Origin of the sequence: Holdemania filiformis (assembly GCF_003459085.1) — a bacterium.
GTDB classification, from domain to species: Bacteria; Bacillota_I; Bacilli_A; order Erysipelotrichales; family Erysipelotrichaceae; genus Holdemania; species Holdemania filiformis.
On record NZ_QRUP01000001.1, the window covers coordinates 173,224 to 188,186 of the forward strand.

A 14,963-nucleotide genomic window follows, 5' to 3' on the forward strand; every position below is an offset into this window, starting at 1 on the left:
ATCACAAGCTCCCATCTATGACCAGCGTCAGATCCATCGTGTGGATCCCGTTAGACCACTTGTGGACAGCTTTATCTACGATTGCCCACAGGTCTATCCCGCAGTCATTTAAGATCACACGGACGCCGCTGCCCCCCCTCACACGCACATCGCCTAAGGCAGACATCGTCAGTGTTACAGTCTCTCTGTTTTTTAGCTTAAGCAGCATATTGGCTTTGTCGATTAGCTGGGCGTCGGACCCTGACGTCACTTTTTCAAAGTGCTGCAGCACGCCCCACTTGCCGATGTTGTTGCCATCCCGTGCGATGTAGATGTCCCGCTTGCCGGTCTTTTTGTTGTCATAAGCCAGCTTGACCTGGTTGTAGGTGTCCGAGTCAATGCTGACCTCGTACTCATACTTAAAGCCCAACGACTGCTCCCCAACAATGAGCGGCAGCCGCATGTCCAGCAGGTCAGTCAAAGCCAAGGCACCAAAGCGATCGTACAGACAATAATAGTAACCATTGGCCATCAGATTATCTGAGATTGACTGATACGCCATGTCCAGATAGGTCTGATTATCAAAGAGATAATCATCCAGCGGGATCACACTGTTGGCCAAGCCGGCCACCCGCAGCTGCAGGTTGGCCGCGATCACCTCAACAAATTGTGTCAAGCTCATTTGCTTGCGCATGACCGTGTCCTTAGCCTTAAGATACCGTAGCTGATCATAAGCGGTCACCTGGATCCGTCTATCCTGCGTGCGTCGGTGCGCAAAAACCCGGCCGGCAAACATGTCAGCACCCGGGCTAAACGTTAAATATGATCCATTGGATGGAGCGAGATCGGGTAGGATCGTGAACTCCAGCTTGCTCGCTCCGTTTTTCCAACAACTGGTCAATGTGACATTACCAGCGATGTTTTCGATATCCTTTACCCCGCCGCTCTCTATAAGCAAGCTCATCCGATAAACACATCCAATCCCCAATTAACCTGATAGCGGTTCTTCTCTTCCTGACTTTCTTCTTTTTTATCTGGAAGATAAGTGTATTGAATCGGCTGATCCGTCCGCTCAAGGTAGTCACGTATAGCTGAGTCATCGTAATTGTATGGATCATAGGTGTATTGGATCGGTGAGTCACTGGCTACGATGTAAGAGTCGCCGACAATCTCATTGGCTTTTTTATCCCCTGGAGGACCGCAGATCACGTGATCCAGGGCTGACCACTTATCCGCGGAAGTCTTCTCGTTGTATCCACTGCCTTGTACCTTTTTAGGCTTAAGCACCGGGATGATACCCGGCCGCTGGATATAGGGGATCCCGGTCTCCTTTGCCTTGGCTTCTACATACTCAACGAGTTTCAGCCCGGCTTCGTAGCAGCCATCTTGGACTTCTTTCTTTTCGAGCTTTTCAATGTAAATTAGTGCAGAAACTCCGTACTCAGTCCCATTGGAAATTACCAAGCGCTGCTGGGTGCCGTTTTTGATTTTATCCTCCAGGTAGGCGATCACCTCAGCCGGCGTTTTAAAATTATCACCGCCTAGATCGTTGTTGGCTAAAAGCATAAAGTCAAAATTCCAACGTTTGAGGCTCGTGTCCTCCAGCTGCGGGACATTGCCTTGACCAATCACCGCGTACTCCTTGACCTTACGCTCCAGGCTGTCCACGACGGTCTCTGGATTGATCGGTAGCTGCAGATCACCGATAAAAATTGAGTAGCTCATCAATATGCCCCCTCTGCCTCGTTGCTGATCATCGCTGTCAGCTCGTTGGCCAGCTGATCGGTGATGCCGTTGATATCTGCAGTCTGATTGACTTGACCGATCGTCACCTGCATCTGAGGCGCCAGGGTAGCGGTACTAAACTTCGCAACGTAGTCCCGGTTGGCAAGATCCATCAGATATTTAAGGTTATCCTCCTCAATCTGTACATCACCAGACACGGAGATCGGTTCATCGTTGGTAACGTTGACGTCCAAAGCTTTAGATGCCGCGAGATCCTTATTGAGCTGGTCATAGTTAAGATCTTCGGCAAGCGCATTTTTTGCACCATTAGCTTGAGATGTAAAGTAGCCTAAGAGCGCCGCTCCACCAGCCAGCAGTCCTATAAAAAGCCCCAAAGGACTAAATAGCAGAGTCGCGTTTAAACCCATGACTGCTTTTTGTGCAACGCCTGCCATTGCGGCAAAATAGGCCTCTTGAATCGCGGCTAAGCCAGTGGCAATCTTTAGCGCTACAAAAGCACTGGTCGCGAAAATAAGTACTGGAACTAAGACCTCAGCATTATCCACAACAAAGGCTAAAGCGTTCCCTACAAAGGTTGCCCCTGCTGCGAATAAATCAAAGAAAGGCTGAAACTTACCAGCGTCCAGCATTTCCTGCAGACGGCCGATGATGTTTAATACTGGCTGCATCGAGGTCGTCATGTTTTCACCAAAAGCGTCTTTTAAATTGGAAGAAAACATATTGAGCTGCACCATCAGGTTGCCTGTATTTTTATCGACGACGGACTGCGTCGCGCCGAACTTGGCCATCTGCTGATCAATGTAATCCAGTCCGCCAGAGATGTCTCCAGTATCAAAGTAATTGCGCAGCGTCTCGCCACTTAAGCGGATGCCAAAGCGATTACGCATCGACATGGTGTCGCCCTCCAGTGCCTCTTTTAACGCAAAGACCGCGCCCTCAGAGCCTTGTGTTGGATCCTTGGCATACAGCCGCTCTGTCATTTTAAATAACCGCGTCATGTCGTCCAGGTCACGGGATACCGTGTTAAACGCGGTAAAGCCCTTGGCCAAATCAGTACGACCTAATGCGCTGCTCTTGGCATAATCGCCGATATACTGATAAATCCCGGCTCCCAGCTGATCATTGCCAACCAGTGCCTGGATCGTGTTGCTTTGCGCCTGCTGCGTTGCTGCGCCCTGGATCCCGGACCACATCAGATCAAAGGCTTTTTTGACGGCGTAACCGATGGACACAAAGCCCATCATCTTTTTACTGATCTTGTCCAGAGGGTTAATGACTTTGGACTCCATCTGTTGCGCATTATCGCCCACACCTTTGATCGCGTCTTTCATTTGCTCGGTGGCCTGATCAGCCCTTTGCGTATTTTTAACGATCTCCATCAGAGCTTTTGAGTATTTGTCATCCAGAATAAATGTTGCCGATAATGGGACTGCTGCCATCAGTCATGCCTCCTTTCTGCGATCTTTTTGTTTTCTTCCGCAGCCACAGAAAGGGAAGCGTAAATAAACGCTTTCTCCTCTTGCGGCATCGCCGCCAGCTGCCCAGGCGTAATCTTAAGATTTTGCAGGACGACGTGGGCGAGCGCCATCTCGCCGCCCTGCCTGATCAGTTTTTTGCTTCTTCGATTTTCGCATTCAGGTCATCATAAATTCCGGCAAGCTCAAAAACTGCATTCCGCAGCTGCGTGTACTCGCCGATCAGCAACATGCGCATTAGCAGCTCACGTTCTCCCAGCACGCCGTAGGCTTTCTGCAGCTCAGCATTTTTCAGATCCGGAAACACGACGGCAGCAGCGATCATGTCCGCTTGGTATCCAGAGTTATCAAAGTCCTGGGATCCGTCCTTTTTAGACTTTATATTTCGTTTCATCATTTCCTGAGCTTCATCAGTTAGAATGGGTCTAATCTCAAAGGGTACAGGCTCGCCATCCTCGCCCAGAAATCGGTCAGAGATAACAACCTCTTTGTTTCGTACCTGCTTGGGTTGTAAAAATGCAGCTAAGCTTTTACTTGTCATAGTGCCTCCTTAACGTGACAAAGCCGGCCTAATAAGAGACCGGCTTTTTAAATTTATCCAAAATATCGTAGTCGCCAAAGATCAGATCGCTGTCCTGCGGGGCTGTCTCACTGGCCGCTTCCTCAATCGCAAGCAGCGGGATCTTTTTGAGGATACAGTGATACAGTACAACCTCTAGCCGGCCAACCTCCGAGGCTGGATCGTCATGATAGCCCTGGATCGTGATTGATGGAAAGACACCGGTCTTTTTGTATTCTGCCAGTAGGTCGATAAAATCACTGGTCATGTGATAAAAAGACATGCTGCCAGATCCTTTAAGCCCAATCGCTCGACCTTGTTCCATTCGACTGCCAAGTAGCTGCTTTTCCCATGTCTTTACTTCTACGGTGGCCGAAAGCTTGGATAGTTCAAACAGCTTGCGATTTTGCCCATTGATCGTAATGTATCCCGCACCCTCGGTGCACATTGGGATGTTTTCAATGCGTGTTTTTACGTTTGCCATTACTGCACCTCCACATCAATATAGATCTTGTCTACGGTATCCGTTGGCTTGACTGCCAGCTGGATATGCACGGAGTCTTTATCCGTCAGGGCCTCGACCTGGATATCCTCTGCGGCGTCAAAGTCTTCGATCGCACCGCTGGCCTGCAGCCCGTTAAGATACTCTGCCAATGTGCCTTTAAGTAGATTGCGGCCGTCCTTGTTGTTTTGTACCTGCCCAATGTAATTGGTCTCATAGATGCTGATCACGTCGCTGTGGATCGCATCGATGACTCGGATCACTTTGTTTTTGCGGTAGTCCTTAGGTTTTTGATTGTATGTCAACAAGGTATTGATATCGTACTCAATGACAATACCTTTACGCCGCACGCTAAAGACCAGCTGACCATCCAGGATTGCCTGCTTAATCTGATCATCCGTCAGCCGCGGGCTGCAGTCTACCGCACCGTCTACTGCCGCAAAGGTCAGCGATTGCGTACTGCCAGCGGCTGCACTAGCACCAGCGACATAAGCACAGGCGTCCTGCGCGGTCACGACAGTGCCATCATCCAAGACAAAACCATTTTTTACGCTGATCACTGCCTCGTTATCCGACCGCATGTTTTCAAGCACCGCTTGCATCAAGTGGGACTCCGCGCGCTCAGCTTTTACAAAATCGACAATCTTATTTTTGATTGACTGATCGGTGCTCGTGCAGGTAATGATGTTGAAATCTTTGATCTTAGCTGCAGCTAAAAAAGAATCATAGTCATCAGCAGCAGCTGGAGTATCGGTAGCTCCCGACAAACGAACTGTCTTGTCCACCAGCGTGCCCGATCCCATAATCGTGATAAACTCATTGGCCACAAAATCTGCTGCAGTATTAACGACCTGGACATCCATCTCCTGCGTGTCCAGGTAGGTGCTGATCTGATATCCAGTCTCTAATGCCTTAACCTGGACGCTGATATCATTGCCCCGAGTGCCCTCGTAAAGAGCGGTTGCTGTAATCCCAGCAGCCAATTCACCGGTGGCTTTGGTACCGCCGCTAAGCCGGTACACAAGCGCGGTCTGAGCGTTTTTAAGGATCAGCTTAACTGGCAGCATGGCACTGTCATTAAGCTGATAGCCTAGCTTATACAATGGGCTCTGATCCTGTTGGATCTCTGTAAACCCCAGAGCGCCCCAGTTTAAGGCAAGTGGGATTGCAACGGCACCGAGATTATCCCTAGTCAATGCCGTCAGCTCAGCATTGATGTTAACGTAGACCCCCGGCCGGGTTTTATTCGTGTTCATCTTCTTTCACTCCTTCCTCGAGCGATAAATCTTGCATAGCCGGATCATCGAGATCCAGCGCCTGCCGGATATCCAGCATAAACTGGATGTGCAGGACTTTCTGTTCACGATCATAGCTGATCGTTTTATTTTTAATCCACAGCTGCTTATCGTTAAGAATCAGCTGCCTAAACGGTAGCCCAAAGGTGTCCTGAACCTGGTAGATATCATCCATAAAGTTAGGCTTGCGGTCATCAGGCAGGTAGTCGACCACAAAAGGGATGCCGCGTCTGTAGAAATCTTTTAGACTGGATACCTCGTCGATCTGCAGCGTGGTAATAAAAAAGCAAGGCAGTTTGATGTCTTGCAGTACGGGTCCATCATAAATTTTGACGTCATGATAAAGAGATTTTATCCAAGACGCGATTGCTTGTATCAGATCATAAACCATGTTTTGCTTTGACCCTCCTCAGCTCTGCATCATAAATCCAGGGCAGTGCTCTCTCCGCAGTTTTTACTGCTGATTCCAAAAAGAGCTGGCCGGGGACCCATCCTATGTTAATCCGCTCCCCATCTACTACCTTTGTAATGTGATGTCCATTATTAACATAGATAGCATAATCCACATTGTTGGTCAGATACTTTTGCACCTGATCCTTACGGACATAAGTACGGCTTAAATGCCATCCACGCCGCAGAGTGCCGCCCTGGCGAGTTACTGAGGTTGTAAAATGGACGTGTTCCCCTTTAGAGGTAGTAAAATCAACCTCTTTGTCATAACTACCTACTGGCGTATTTTGCACGGCGGATCGCTGCATAACATCCATAGCCTTGTTGACTACCTTTATCTGAGACTCTTTCAGATCTACGTCCAGCTTTTTGAGCGTTGCGAGAAACTCTGCAAAAATGTTATCGCTCATACATCCGCCACCTCCTGGCAGGTCACCTCCAAGTGGCTTCCGTATCGGATCGCTTTGCCCGCAGTCAATACATAAGTCAGCCCCTGCTTGGTCACGATCAGCCGATCACCCTGCTTAATCTCAACCTCTGGCCGCAAAAAAACTTGGAAAACATTGACCACTTGATATCGACCAACTCCATCCGGCACAGACATTGTCTTAACTGATAAGTGACAGCACACTCTAGTTTTGACATTGATGTATTGCTCATTGCGATCCAAAGCTCCAGCTGCAGATGGCTGGACCCGCTGAATGGTGCAGCTATCCTCTCGCCGGCTATCCAGCAGATCTGCCATTGATGCGGCTACCACGGAAACAGCCTCCGATACTGATTAAGCTCATTGCTGTAGCTATTGATAATCGACTGCAGCGTGACGGTCTCCGATCCGCTCTCGTATTGTATCGTTGTATCACCCTCGCTGATCGACTTGATCCGTTGATTAAGTCCATCTGCGGCCTTGCTGGCATTGTGCAGCTGCAGCGCTGCCTCTATCCAGACCTCTTCCAGCTCATCTGGCACAAGCGCCTGGATTGGGATCCGACAATAATTGAGGATGGAGGATCGGATCCGCGTAACCGCTGAGGTCAGATCCTCCTGCATTAACTCTGGATTGCGCAAGACAAGCTGATCCACGATATCTAAGACTTGTTTTTCCGCCTCAATCCGCAGCTTCGGCATTCTTCTTTTCCTTGCTTTTCAGCTTACCGATTTCTGTTTTCAGCCCGTGGCTCGTCTTCTCTGCTTCCTGCAATTTCTCCTGCAAGTTGGTTACTTCCTCACTTCGATCTGGCTTGATCTGCGCTTTTAAAGCGTTGATTTCTGCCTCGTGATCAGCTTCGATCTGCGCTTTCAGCGCATTGATCTCAGCCAAATGCTCGGCATAGCTAATCGTCTTGCCGCCAGTTGCCGGCTCTACGATACGCCCTTTATCGTCGATGACATCGTAGCCGTCATTGAGATAAGTTGTTTTGTCGCGATCGTCAATCAACAGTTCACGATTGCGTCTTTTAATCCGTAACATAGCAATACCCCCTTACGCTGCGTCTGGCTCTTGGACAAAGGCAATGGCACCCATCTTGTAGTCCAGCGCAAACATGTCCTCAAAGGACTCCTCAAAATAAAGCTGCTTGCCCTTAGTCTTTGCGGACGGCTCATCCAGCGCCGCAAAGGTGTAGTTGACACACGGCAGCACGGCCGTTGGATGGATCAGCAGCATGTGCAGCTGACGCGCCGATGCACCGACCTTCCAACCTTTGGTGAAATCATAAACCGTCTTCATGAGTTCCGACGGTACTGCCGGCTCAATCATGACCTCGTCAATGCGGCTGACATTACGATTGACTGATTTTTCTCCGCCTTCGACGCTGATAATTCGCTGGATATCCTTGGCCTGTTTTAACAGCGTCTTGACGTGCGGAGTAACGTACAGAATGCGTCCCTGCTGCGGTACGCGGGCCTCGTCCATCGCCTCCATCAACTTGTCAAACTCCGTTAAAATGTTATCAACCGTCAGATCCACTTTGACGACCTTGTCAGCATTGCTGACGATGTAATCAGAGTACAGCGCGGAGATCGTGTAGGCGTCCATCTCTGGGAATTTCTGTTCTTGGTTGTACACCTTAGTGGCGTTTTGAATGGCCATGACACCACCGGTCTGCTGGACGTCCATCGGATGGATCAGCGTCTCCCAAGTACGATGATTGCGCAGCTGCTTTGTGATCCACTCGTTGTCATGGTTGCGAGTAAATCCGCCGATCGTGTCGCGATCACCGTCGACTCGGCCGCTTGTCGTGATGTGCGGAATCTTGATAGTATCCGCATCAACTACCTTGTAGATATCTTTGTTCGGGCTGTTCCAGAGTGCTCCGAAATGAAGCACATACGGGAATGCTTGAAGTAATGCTTTAGAATACAGTTCTGCATAGTTTACTACTGCCATAATTTTGAATACCTCCTACTGTTTTGGCATGTCTTTTAATGTGGTAAAACCAAAGTTAAACTCGGATCCTTTAGGAGCTCCACCCGCAGGCGGCGTAAAACCTCCGGCAGCTGGATCTGCACCTGCCGGTGCCTCAACGTCAAACAAGTACGCGTCAGACTTTTTCAGCGCTTCCAACTGATCGTCCAACCCGAGCACCTTGCCACCGTCCAGCTTGATCTTGGACTCATCCAGCAGGGCTCTTGCAGCTTTTGGATTTTTAGCTTTTGCCCGCATAAGCGCAATCTCAACAGCGCTGTCCGTGCGGATCTTAGCGGTATCCTGGGTATACTTGGTTTCCCAGTTAGCAGCTGCGGTCCTGAGTGTCTCGACATCGACACCATCCCACTTTTTAATCTCTCCCTGCAGGTTTTTGATCGTCGTATTGGCGGTGGCCAACTCTGTTTCTTTAGCTTTAAATTTGTCGGATGACACATAGCTGCCATCACCGATATTGCCGATTTTGATCTGCTTTTCCTTGTTTTCGGCTTTGCCATTGTGTTCCTGGATTGCGCTGGCCAGTTGGTCAAAGGTCAGTGCACTGTCGCCAAATAATGCTTTCAAAAAATCCATATACCCTCCTTGCGAGCGATTTAATTTATATATCCGCAGCCACTCTGCGGTTGTCGCTTGGCGTGCATTTATATCCCGACACGCTGGGGATAGCAAGCCGTTTAGTGCCATGCTTAGGGCATAATAAAAGGCCGCATTTTCTGCGACCTAATATTAATATTTTGTATGTAGTCCTGGTTTTGCTTCGTTTGCAATTTTCTCGTCAAGAACGGCTTTGCACCAGCTTGGTGCTCCCTCAACAAGTTCGTTAATGTAGCGCCCGTCATTTTCCTTAAGCCAATGCCTTAACTCTGAGAATTTGCAAAATTCAAACAAAGGATGATCTTCATTGAATTCCATTTCAAATAATTCCTCATCTGTGTAATCTTCAATTTTCTTCTTCATTAAATCACTCCTGTTAGAATTTTCAAAACTTCCTTTGTGAATTCAAAACCATGACCAGAAAGCTCCAGCCCTACACACTCTGCTAGCATTTCACTTGGACTGTCTTTACTATAATCTGAAATCAAAGAGTAAAGAGTTTTCCATTTATCAGTATCAGAATAACACTGCATACTAGCAAGTTCAAGTACATTGGTGGCTGCTTGACTACTATTCCACAACCATTCCATTACTTTTGTATCTGTTGTCATGCTCCTGATATATTCACCTTCCAGAACATGCCCTATTTCATGATAAACAATCGACTCTACTGTAGTTGATGGATGGTAAAACGCTTTTTTTACCTGGTAATTTAGAGTCCTCTGCAACCTCCTGGGATCCGCAAACAAATTTGGATTCAAGCTAAACGTATAGCTAGAAAGATCAGCCGAAGGCGAAGCTGCCATAAATCCATTGGTAGACTGTTTTATTTCAGTAATTTTTCCGTTGAGTTGAGGATAGCTTTGAAAAATTGAATCTAAGGCATTAACAACCTTTTCTGTGGAATTAAAATCTAATCCTGAGAAATCTACATTATTAATTCCGAGATTATTCTTTGCGTAATTTTCTAAGTCAACAGTAGATTTAAAGTTCTGTGTTGATTTCTTTGAATTTTGCAAATTTCCTGTTAAGCCCTTTACTTTGCTGTGCAATCCACCGTATTTTTCTTTCCAATCCTTGTACTTCATGCCGGCCGGAATTTTTTCAGTCTTGCCCGTCGTTTTACTTCTTGCAGCCCGTGTCCACGTCTCTTCCAAACCCTCGGTCACCGGCGCAGTCGTCGTGCGACACCATGGGTGGAAGGGCGGGCAGTTCTCGCCTTTTTGCGCTTTATCAACATCAAACTGCTTGCCATCCATCTCCTGACAGATCTTGCTGGTCTTGCTGTCAAGCGTGGCCACGATCTCATACTGTTTTACTCCATCGGCTTTATAAGCCCTCATCTGGGCATCAGTATGGACAGCAGCGCTCTCGGTATAAAGCAACCGATATGCCTCATATCGTCCGACGTTAAACTCCTTAGCAAAATCTTTTGACAGCTCGTAAGGATTGCGCCCCGTAGCCATCGCGTCTGTTAAAGTCTGCCTTACACGGTAGTTGAGAGTCTGTTGGTTGCGCCAAATCGACTGGCTAAAGGTAGCCCCGGCAACCGGTTGGCTGATGATCTCCCTGATCAGGTTCTCGTCGAGCCCGACGAAGTCCTCGTGAAATCCACGATACTGGTCAATGTCAAACAGAGTCTTGTAAAAGCTGTCCTCACAAACCTTGCCAGCGGTATCCTGGATCATCTTCTCGGTCTTGCCCGTCAGGTTTTCCATTACCGCTTTTAGCTGGGTCTCCAGAGCCTGATAGCGCGTGATCCTGGATTTGGTAGACAAGTTCTCCAGCTCCAAGTTAAACGTCCCTACAGAGCTACGAGCGAGCTGTTCAAAGGTTTTAAGATCACCTTTAAACTCCTTTAACTCTTCAAAGTTCAGTAACTTCTGCGCTTCCGCGTAGCTGATCTTGTTATCCTTGGCATAGCGTGCCCAAAAGTCCCGGATAACCGATTGAGTGTCCTTTAGCGCGTCGTCAAAAAAGTGTGTCAGATCCTCTTGCTGCGCCTCGACGGTGCGCTCCGCGGCTTTAAAGCGATCCTCCGATCGTTTCTTCCAATAATCAGCGCTGCTGTTACTCATCTACCGGATCCTCCGGGTCACCACCAAACTGCGGCAGCTTCATCATTTCTTCCTTGCGATCTTTTTCTTCGGATTTAATCCGCTCACGCTCGCCCTGCCAGTTATCCACCAGCGGGTGCTCTTTGGTTTTGGTCTCGTCCGACATAACGGAGCTTGGCGTCTGCGCAATCATCTGCACAATCTCCAGATAGTTTTTAGGCTTGTTGCGTGTCCAGGTCTGCTCGATCTTTGACGGCTCACCTAATCCTGTGTACCGGGTGATTACTCTGATCAGCTCGTCGATCTGCGGTCTAAACTCTGTCTCCATCATGCCAGCTTTAAGCTCCAAGAGCTGATAGAGATAGTCCAGGTAAGCCCCGGACGCGTTGCCGATCTTGTCCGGGTTAGGATCCACCGCCATGGCTGCGATGTAAAGCTGCACCTTGAGCAGCTCGATAAACTTACTGCGGGCTTCGTGTGGGATATCACCGTGGACAACCTCAAGGCCGCCGTTCTCGTCGACGCCGATCCACTTCGATGCCTTGAGCATCTGCAGCGGATCCAGCGGTACATGCTTAGGGTTACCCTCCTTGTCATAGACAGTTTGCTCACGAGCACCCTGATAGTTCTTGATAACGTAAATGATCTCTTGAATGTCATCAATATCATTGGCGAATCCGGAAAACACCTTGTCATAGACATCGATCAGATCCTGATACATTTCCAGATCACTGGTCGCATCGGCATTATTTCTAAATTCAATAAACGGAATCTTGCCGAACCGGTTAGGCAATACCTTGGGACCGGTAAAACCGGATTGCTCAGGGTGCTGCTCTGGCTTGACGTCTTTGAGCAGCTCTGATGTTTTGCGCAAGAAATAGCTACACTCTTTGTCATCCCAGATCTCATACCGCTCATAAGTCTCACCTGCATCGTCGGTCATCGCATAAGTTCGGATCAGATATTTCAGCGGCAGCTTAATATTGTTGACATCGTAAACAGGCAGGATCTGCTCCGGACTGACCCAGTGATACTGCAGCTGTTGCTGCTCGTCGATGTAGTAATGCAGCCACGCCCGCCCCCAGTTGGAGGCATCCAAACCCAGCTTTTTTAACACTCTGCCAAAATCGCTGCCTAAAGTCTGTGCGAGTTGATCATTGGCCTGTGGGCTGCCGATATCGAGCTGCGGAGGATAGGTAAAGAGGTAACCGATTTTTTGATCAACAAAGACTTTGTGGTAGTTAGTTGGGATCCGATTATCGGCAGACTTGAGTGGATTTTTGCCCAGATCACATAAAAAGCGATTGATCTCGTCAATCGCCGCAGCTCCTGTCTGTTTAATCTTGGATCGGTTGTGGTAATACTCCTCACCGCTCTTTGCGACAGCCAACTGCCGATCGCGATCTCTAAACGCCGCGTTAAGCAGCTTTTGCGCCTTTTGTAAATCCATTTTACCAGCCTCCTATCCTTGTGCCTCGTTTGATCATCTGATCCTCCAGGCTGTACCTGGTGGCGTCAATGCTGTGGTTGTCTTTATCTGGGTAGCTGCCTTTAAAGTTACCGTTTTTATCTCGCTCCAACTCGCAACTGCTAAACTCCCGGGCTGTGTTTGGGCAATAGCGAGGGTCAATGATGATCTCGTTGAGATCCTGCAGCCACTTGATCCCATGATCAACGGATCCCGGCCCTTTTTTTGCGCCGATGATCCGCAGGCCCAGCTCCCTAAACTCGTTGATTGTCCGCGGGTCCTCACTGTCCGCGACAACTAACTGGTTGAGCGGGTTCAACAGTTTGATCTGCTGGACCGCCTTAGCGTTGGACAGTCCCACCTGATACAACTCGCCGAAAATAAAAAGACGTCGGCGCGTCTTATCAAAGTGATTTTTAACATAAGCCAGCGGATCCGCCGCAAAACCAAAATCCAGGCCATGATGGATCTTGTCAAAGACTGCCAGCTCATCGTCCGCAATCTCCCGGATCGTAACGTTATCGAATACCTGACCGCCTGTACCGGTTGCCTCACCGAGATACTCGTGCCGGTAAGCCATCGGCTTGTTGCGTTTAAGCTCCTCAGCCTCGACATAAAACTGAGGACCGAGCCACTCCTGTGGAACCGATCGGTAATCGCTGTGATGGACGATCGTGTCCTCTCGCGGCAGAAGCACGTCCTGGTTAACCCAATTGTTGATACTCTTAGGCGGGTTCCATGAATAAAACACCCAATACCGATCACCACCGCGCATCAGGGACTGATTGATCGTGCGCTCCTCCTCGTCCCCGTCAAACTCATCCCGCTCCTCATACCACGTATAGGCAAAGTAGCCATGCTGCAGTTTGACGGATTTAATCTTTTTTGGCTCATCAGCTCCTCTAAATACGATGCGCTGTCCGGTCGGCAAATAGGTTAAACCAAGAGGTGAGTATTTAGGCCGCCAAAGGTGATCGACACCGAGCTTTTCGATCGCCCACAACAACTGTTCAAAGACTGACTCCTCCAAGTAGCGTCCGACCTTACGCAGCACCATCGCGTTGGCGTCCGGATTGGACATCATGCCTAGCACAATCATGATGCTGATAAACGAGGACTTGGTGGATCCACGGCCGCCGGCCAGCTTGTAATGAGTGTGCTTGTGCTCTGTGATATCCCAGTACAGATCGTAAAAAGACGGGGCGATTAGCTCCGTCAGTTTAATCCGGGTCGGTAGGTTTTGGGATGTCATTGATAATCTCCACTTTGGATGCGCCCTCAATGCTGATGTCCTGCTTGTTGCGCCAGCGATCCGGCCGGCGGTTATTGAGCCAGTAGATCTGCGCTGTGACGTCAGGTGCTACCTGCTTGGTTGTTGTTTTGGTCTTTGTACCATCAGGACCAACCTCAGTGCACACCTCATCATACTCATATCCAATCGCCCGCTTGTACAACGCACTCTCAACACGGGCATCCGCAACCTCTTTGTTGACAGTGAGCGTCTGCAGCAACTCCTCATGCTCTTTTTTGTATCCGCTGAATGTGCTCTCGGACACGCCGAGCTTTTTTGCGATGTCCCGCTCAATCGAGCCATCACGCGCCCACTGAGCGATCAGATCCAGCTTAGGCTTAACATGGGTCTCATATTTACCGCGCATCCTATCACCTCCTGATGTAATCGACACTTTTCGACAATTTCGTTGATTTTAGACAACATTTGTCTGTTATTTTAATTTTTATGCTTTATACGGCTTAAATCCGGTGTTATTAGTTATACTCTCAAATTAAAATAACTTTGAAAGGAGGAAAAATATGGAAATATTACCTGAACACTGCTTAAGCTGTGTACATAGGCTGGATGTTTATATGGCCTTGCTTAACACTCTTGAGCAGTTTTTTGATCTTACACCGGACGAGGATGATCGAGTTGACGCTCTTGTCATCCATGGCATCGCTGTGGAGCTGCTCAAGGAGTGCGGCATCGTCAACCAAGGCTACAACCTGTTGGCCAGTGCTCTGACTTATGCGGTGTTAGATCAGACACTGTTGCAAAATCTCAAGGGCCGTCTCTACCCAAAAGTAGCTACCGCTCATCACACTACAGCCACGCGCGTCGAGCGCAACATCCGCACATCAATCGAGGGAGCCTGGACCCGAGGCGATGCCAGTGTGTTATCAAAGTATTTTGGCAACACCATCTTGTCCGCCAAAGGCAAGCCCACCAATTTGCAGTTTTTGCTTGTGATGAGTGATATCGTACATAAACGATGCATCATCCCACGCCATCCCGTCAAATAGGCCTCGTGCCTATTTTTTCAATTTAAAACCCCGCAAGGCGATACGCGAGGCTGTGAGTTTGCAGGCTAAAGTATAAAAGAAAGGGAGGTCAGAAAGTAAGAGGGGGAAAGGA

The 14,963-nt window shown here is 48.8% G+C and carries 20 protein-coding genes; 1 reads left to right on the top strand and 19 read right to left on the bottom strand.

What is annotated here, in order from left to right; genetic code table 11:
• Position 1: 1 nt before the first annotated feature.
• The 19 genes from DWY25_RS00865 to DWY25_RS00950 form a co-directional block, all read right to left on the bottom strand.
• Entirely contained in the window at positions 2 to 943 is a 942-nt protein-coding gene (locus DWY25_RS00865) for an XkdQ/YqbQ family protein (RefSeq protein WP_117892497.1), read from the bottom strand.
• Entirely contained in the window at positions 940 to 1,704 is a 765-nt protein-coding gene (locus tag DWY25_RS00870) for a hypothetical protein (protein ID WP_117892500.1), read from the bottom strand. The genes DWY25_RS00865 and DWY25_RS00870 overlap by 4 nt, the downstream gene beginning before the upstream one ends.
• Positions 1,704 to 3,164, bottom strand: coding sequence for a hypothetical protein (locus DWY25_RS00875; protein ID WP_117892503.1), 1,461 nt, complete (start codon positions 3,162 to 3,164; stop codon positions 1,704 to 1,706). The genes DWY25_RS00870 and DWY25_RS00875 overlap by 1 nt, the downstream gene beginning before the upstream one ends.
• Positions 3,164 to 3,313, bottom strand: a complete 150-nt coding sequence (locus DWY25_RS17650) for a hypothetical protein (RefSeq protein WP_181981631.1) — start codon at positions 3,311 to 3,313, stop codon at positions 3,164 to 3,166. Before DWY25_RS17650 ends, DWY25_RS00875 begins: the two co-directional genes overlap by 1 nt.
• Before the next feature lie 17 nt (positions 3,314 to 3,330).
• Positions 3,331 to 3,741 carry a phage tail assembly chaperone gene (locus DWY25_RS00880; protein ID WP_117892506.1) on the bottom strand — a complete coding sequence of 137 codons (411 nt, stop codon included), beginning with the start codon at positions 3,739 to 3,741 and terminating at the stop codon, positions 3,331 to 3,333.
• 28 nt (positions 3,742 to 3,769) lie between these two features.
• Entirely contained in the window at positions 3,770 to 4,243 is a 474-nt protein-coding gene (locus DWY25_RS00885) for a phage tail tube protein (RefSeq protein WP_117892509.1), read from the bottom strand.
• Positions 4,243 to 5,517 (bottom strand): phage tail sheath subtilisin-like domain-containing protein, encoded by a 1,275-nt coding sequence (locus DWY25_RS00890; RefSeq protein ID WP_117892514.1) that lies wholly within the window; start codon positions 5,515 to 5,517, stop codon positions 4,243 to 4,245. Before DWY25_RS00890 ends, DWY25_RS00885 begins: the two co-directional genes overlap by 1 nt.
• On the bottom strand, positions 5,504 to 5,947 hold the full coding sequence (locus DWY25_RS00895) for a phage tail terminator family protein (protein WP_117892516.1): 444 nt from the start codon (positions 5,945 to 5,947) through the stop codon (positions 5,504 to 5,506). The genes DWY25_RS00890 and DWY25_RS00895 overlap by 14 nt, the downstream gene beginning before the upstream one ends.
• Entirely contained in the window at positions 5,937 to 6,416 is a 480-nt protein-coding gene (locus DWY25_RS00900; RefSeq protein ID WP_117892519.1) for an HK97 gp10 family phage protein, read from the bottom strand. Before DWY25_RS00900 ends, DWY25_RS00895 begins: the two co-directional genes overlap by 11 nt.
• Positions 6,413 to 6,766 carry a hypothetical protein gene (locus DWY25_RS00905; protein ID WP_117892522.1) on the bottom strand — a complete coding sequence of 118 codons (354 nt, stop codon included), beginning with the start codon at positions 6,764 to 6,766 and terminating at the stop codon, positions 6,413 to 6,415. Before DWY25_RS00905 ends, DWY25_RS00900 begins: the two co-directional genes overlap by 4 nt.
• A complete protein-coding gene (locus DWY25_RS00910) occupies positions 6,760 to 7,134 on the bottom strand; it encodes a head-tail connector protein (protein WP_117892525.1) in 375 nt (124 codons plus the stop codon). Before DWY25_RS00910 ends, DWY25_RS00905 begins: the two co-directional genes overlap by 7 nt.
• Complete coding sequence (locus DWY25_RS17655) at positions 7,115 to 7,477, bottom strand: hypothetical protein (RefSeq protein ID WP_181981632.1); 363 nt, start codon at positions 7,475 to 7,477, stop codon at positions 7,115 to 7,117. The genes DWY25_RS00910 and DWY25_RS17655 overlap by 20 nt, the downstream gene beginning before the upstream one ends.
• Positions 7,478 to 7,489: 12 nt before the next feature.
• Positions 7,490 to 8,395 (bottom strand): capsid protein, encoded by a 906-nt coding sequence (locus tag DWY25_RS00920; RefSeq protein WP_117892528.1) that lies wholly within the window; start codon positions 8,393 to 8,395, stop codon positions 7,490 to 7,492.
• Positions 8,396 to 8,410: 15 nt separating this feature from the next.
• Positions 8,411 to 9,007 carry a phage scaffolding protein gene (locus DWY25_RS00925; protein WP_181981633.1) on the bottom strand — a complete coding sequence of 199 codons (597 nt, stop codon included), beginning with the start codon at positions 9,005 to 9,007 and terminating at the stop codon, positions 8,411 to 8,413.
• Positions 9,008 to 9,160: 153 nt separating this feature from the next.
• Complete coding sequence (locus DWY25_RS00930; RefSeq protein ID WP_117892534.1) at positions 9,161 to 9,391, bottom strand: hypothetical protein; 231 nt, start codon at positions 9,389 to 9,391, stop codon at positions 9,161 to 9,163.
• Positions 9,391 to 11,106, bottom strand: coding sequence for a minor capsid protein (locus DWY25_RS00935; protein WP_117892537.1), 1,716 nt, complete (start codon positions 11,104 to 11,106; stop codon positions 9,391 to 9,393). Before DWY25_RS00935 ends, DWY25_RS00930 begins: the two co-directional genes overlap by 1 nt.
• Positions 11,099 to 12,535 carry a phage portal protein gene (locus DWY25_RS00940; RefSeq protein WP_117892540.1) on the bottom strand — a complete coding sequence of 479 codons (1,437 nt, stop codon included), beginning with the start codon at positions 12,533 to 12,535 and terminating at the stop codon, positions 11,099 to 11,101. The genes DWY25_RS00935 and DWY25_RS00940 overlap by 8 nt, the downstream gene beginning before the upstream one ends.
• 1 nt (position 12,536) lies before the next feature.
• Entirely contained in the window at positions 12,537 to 13,805 is a 1,269-nt protein-coding gene (locus DWY25_RS00945) for a PBSX family phage terminase large subunit (RefSeq protein ID WP_117892544.1), read from the bottom strand.
• Positions 13,774 to 14,211, bottom strand: a complete 438-nt coding sequence (locus DWY25_RS00950; protein WP_117892547.1) for a hypothetical protein — start codon at positions 14,209 to 14,211, stop codon at positions 13,774 to 13,776. The genes DWY25_RS00945 and DWY25_RS00950 overlap by 32 nt, the downstream gene beginning before the upstream one ends.
• Before the next feature lie 154 nt (positions 14,212 to 14,365).
• Here DWY25_RS00950 and DWY25_RS00955 point away from each other — a divergent pair, with 154 nt between their 5' ends.
• Positions 14,366 to 14,851 (top strand): sporulation initiation factor Spo0A C-terminal domain-containing protein, encoded by a 486-nt coding sequence (locus DWY25_RS00955; RefSeq protein ID WP_117892550.1) that lies wholly within the window; start codon positions 14,366 to 14,368, stop codon positions 14,849 to 14,851.
• Positions 14,852 to 14,963: the final 112 nt, after the last annotated feature.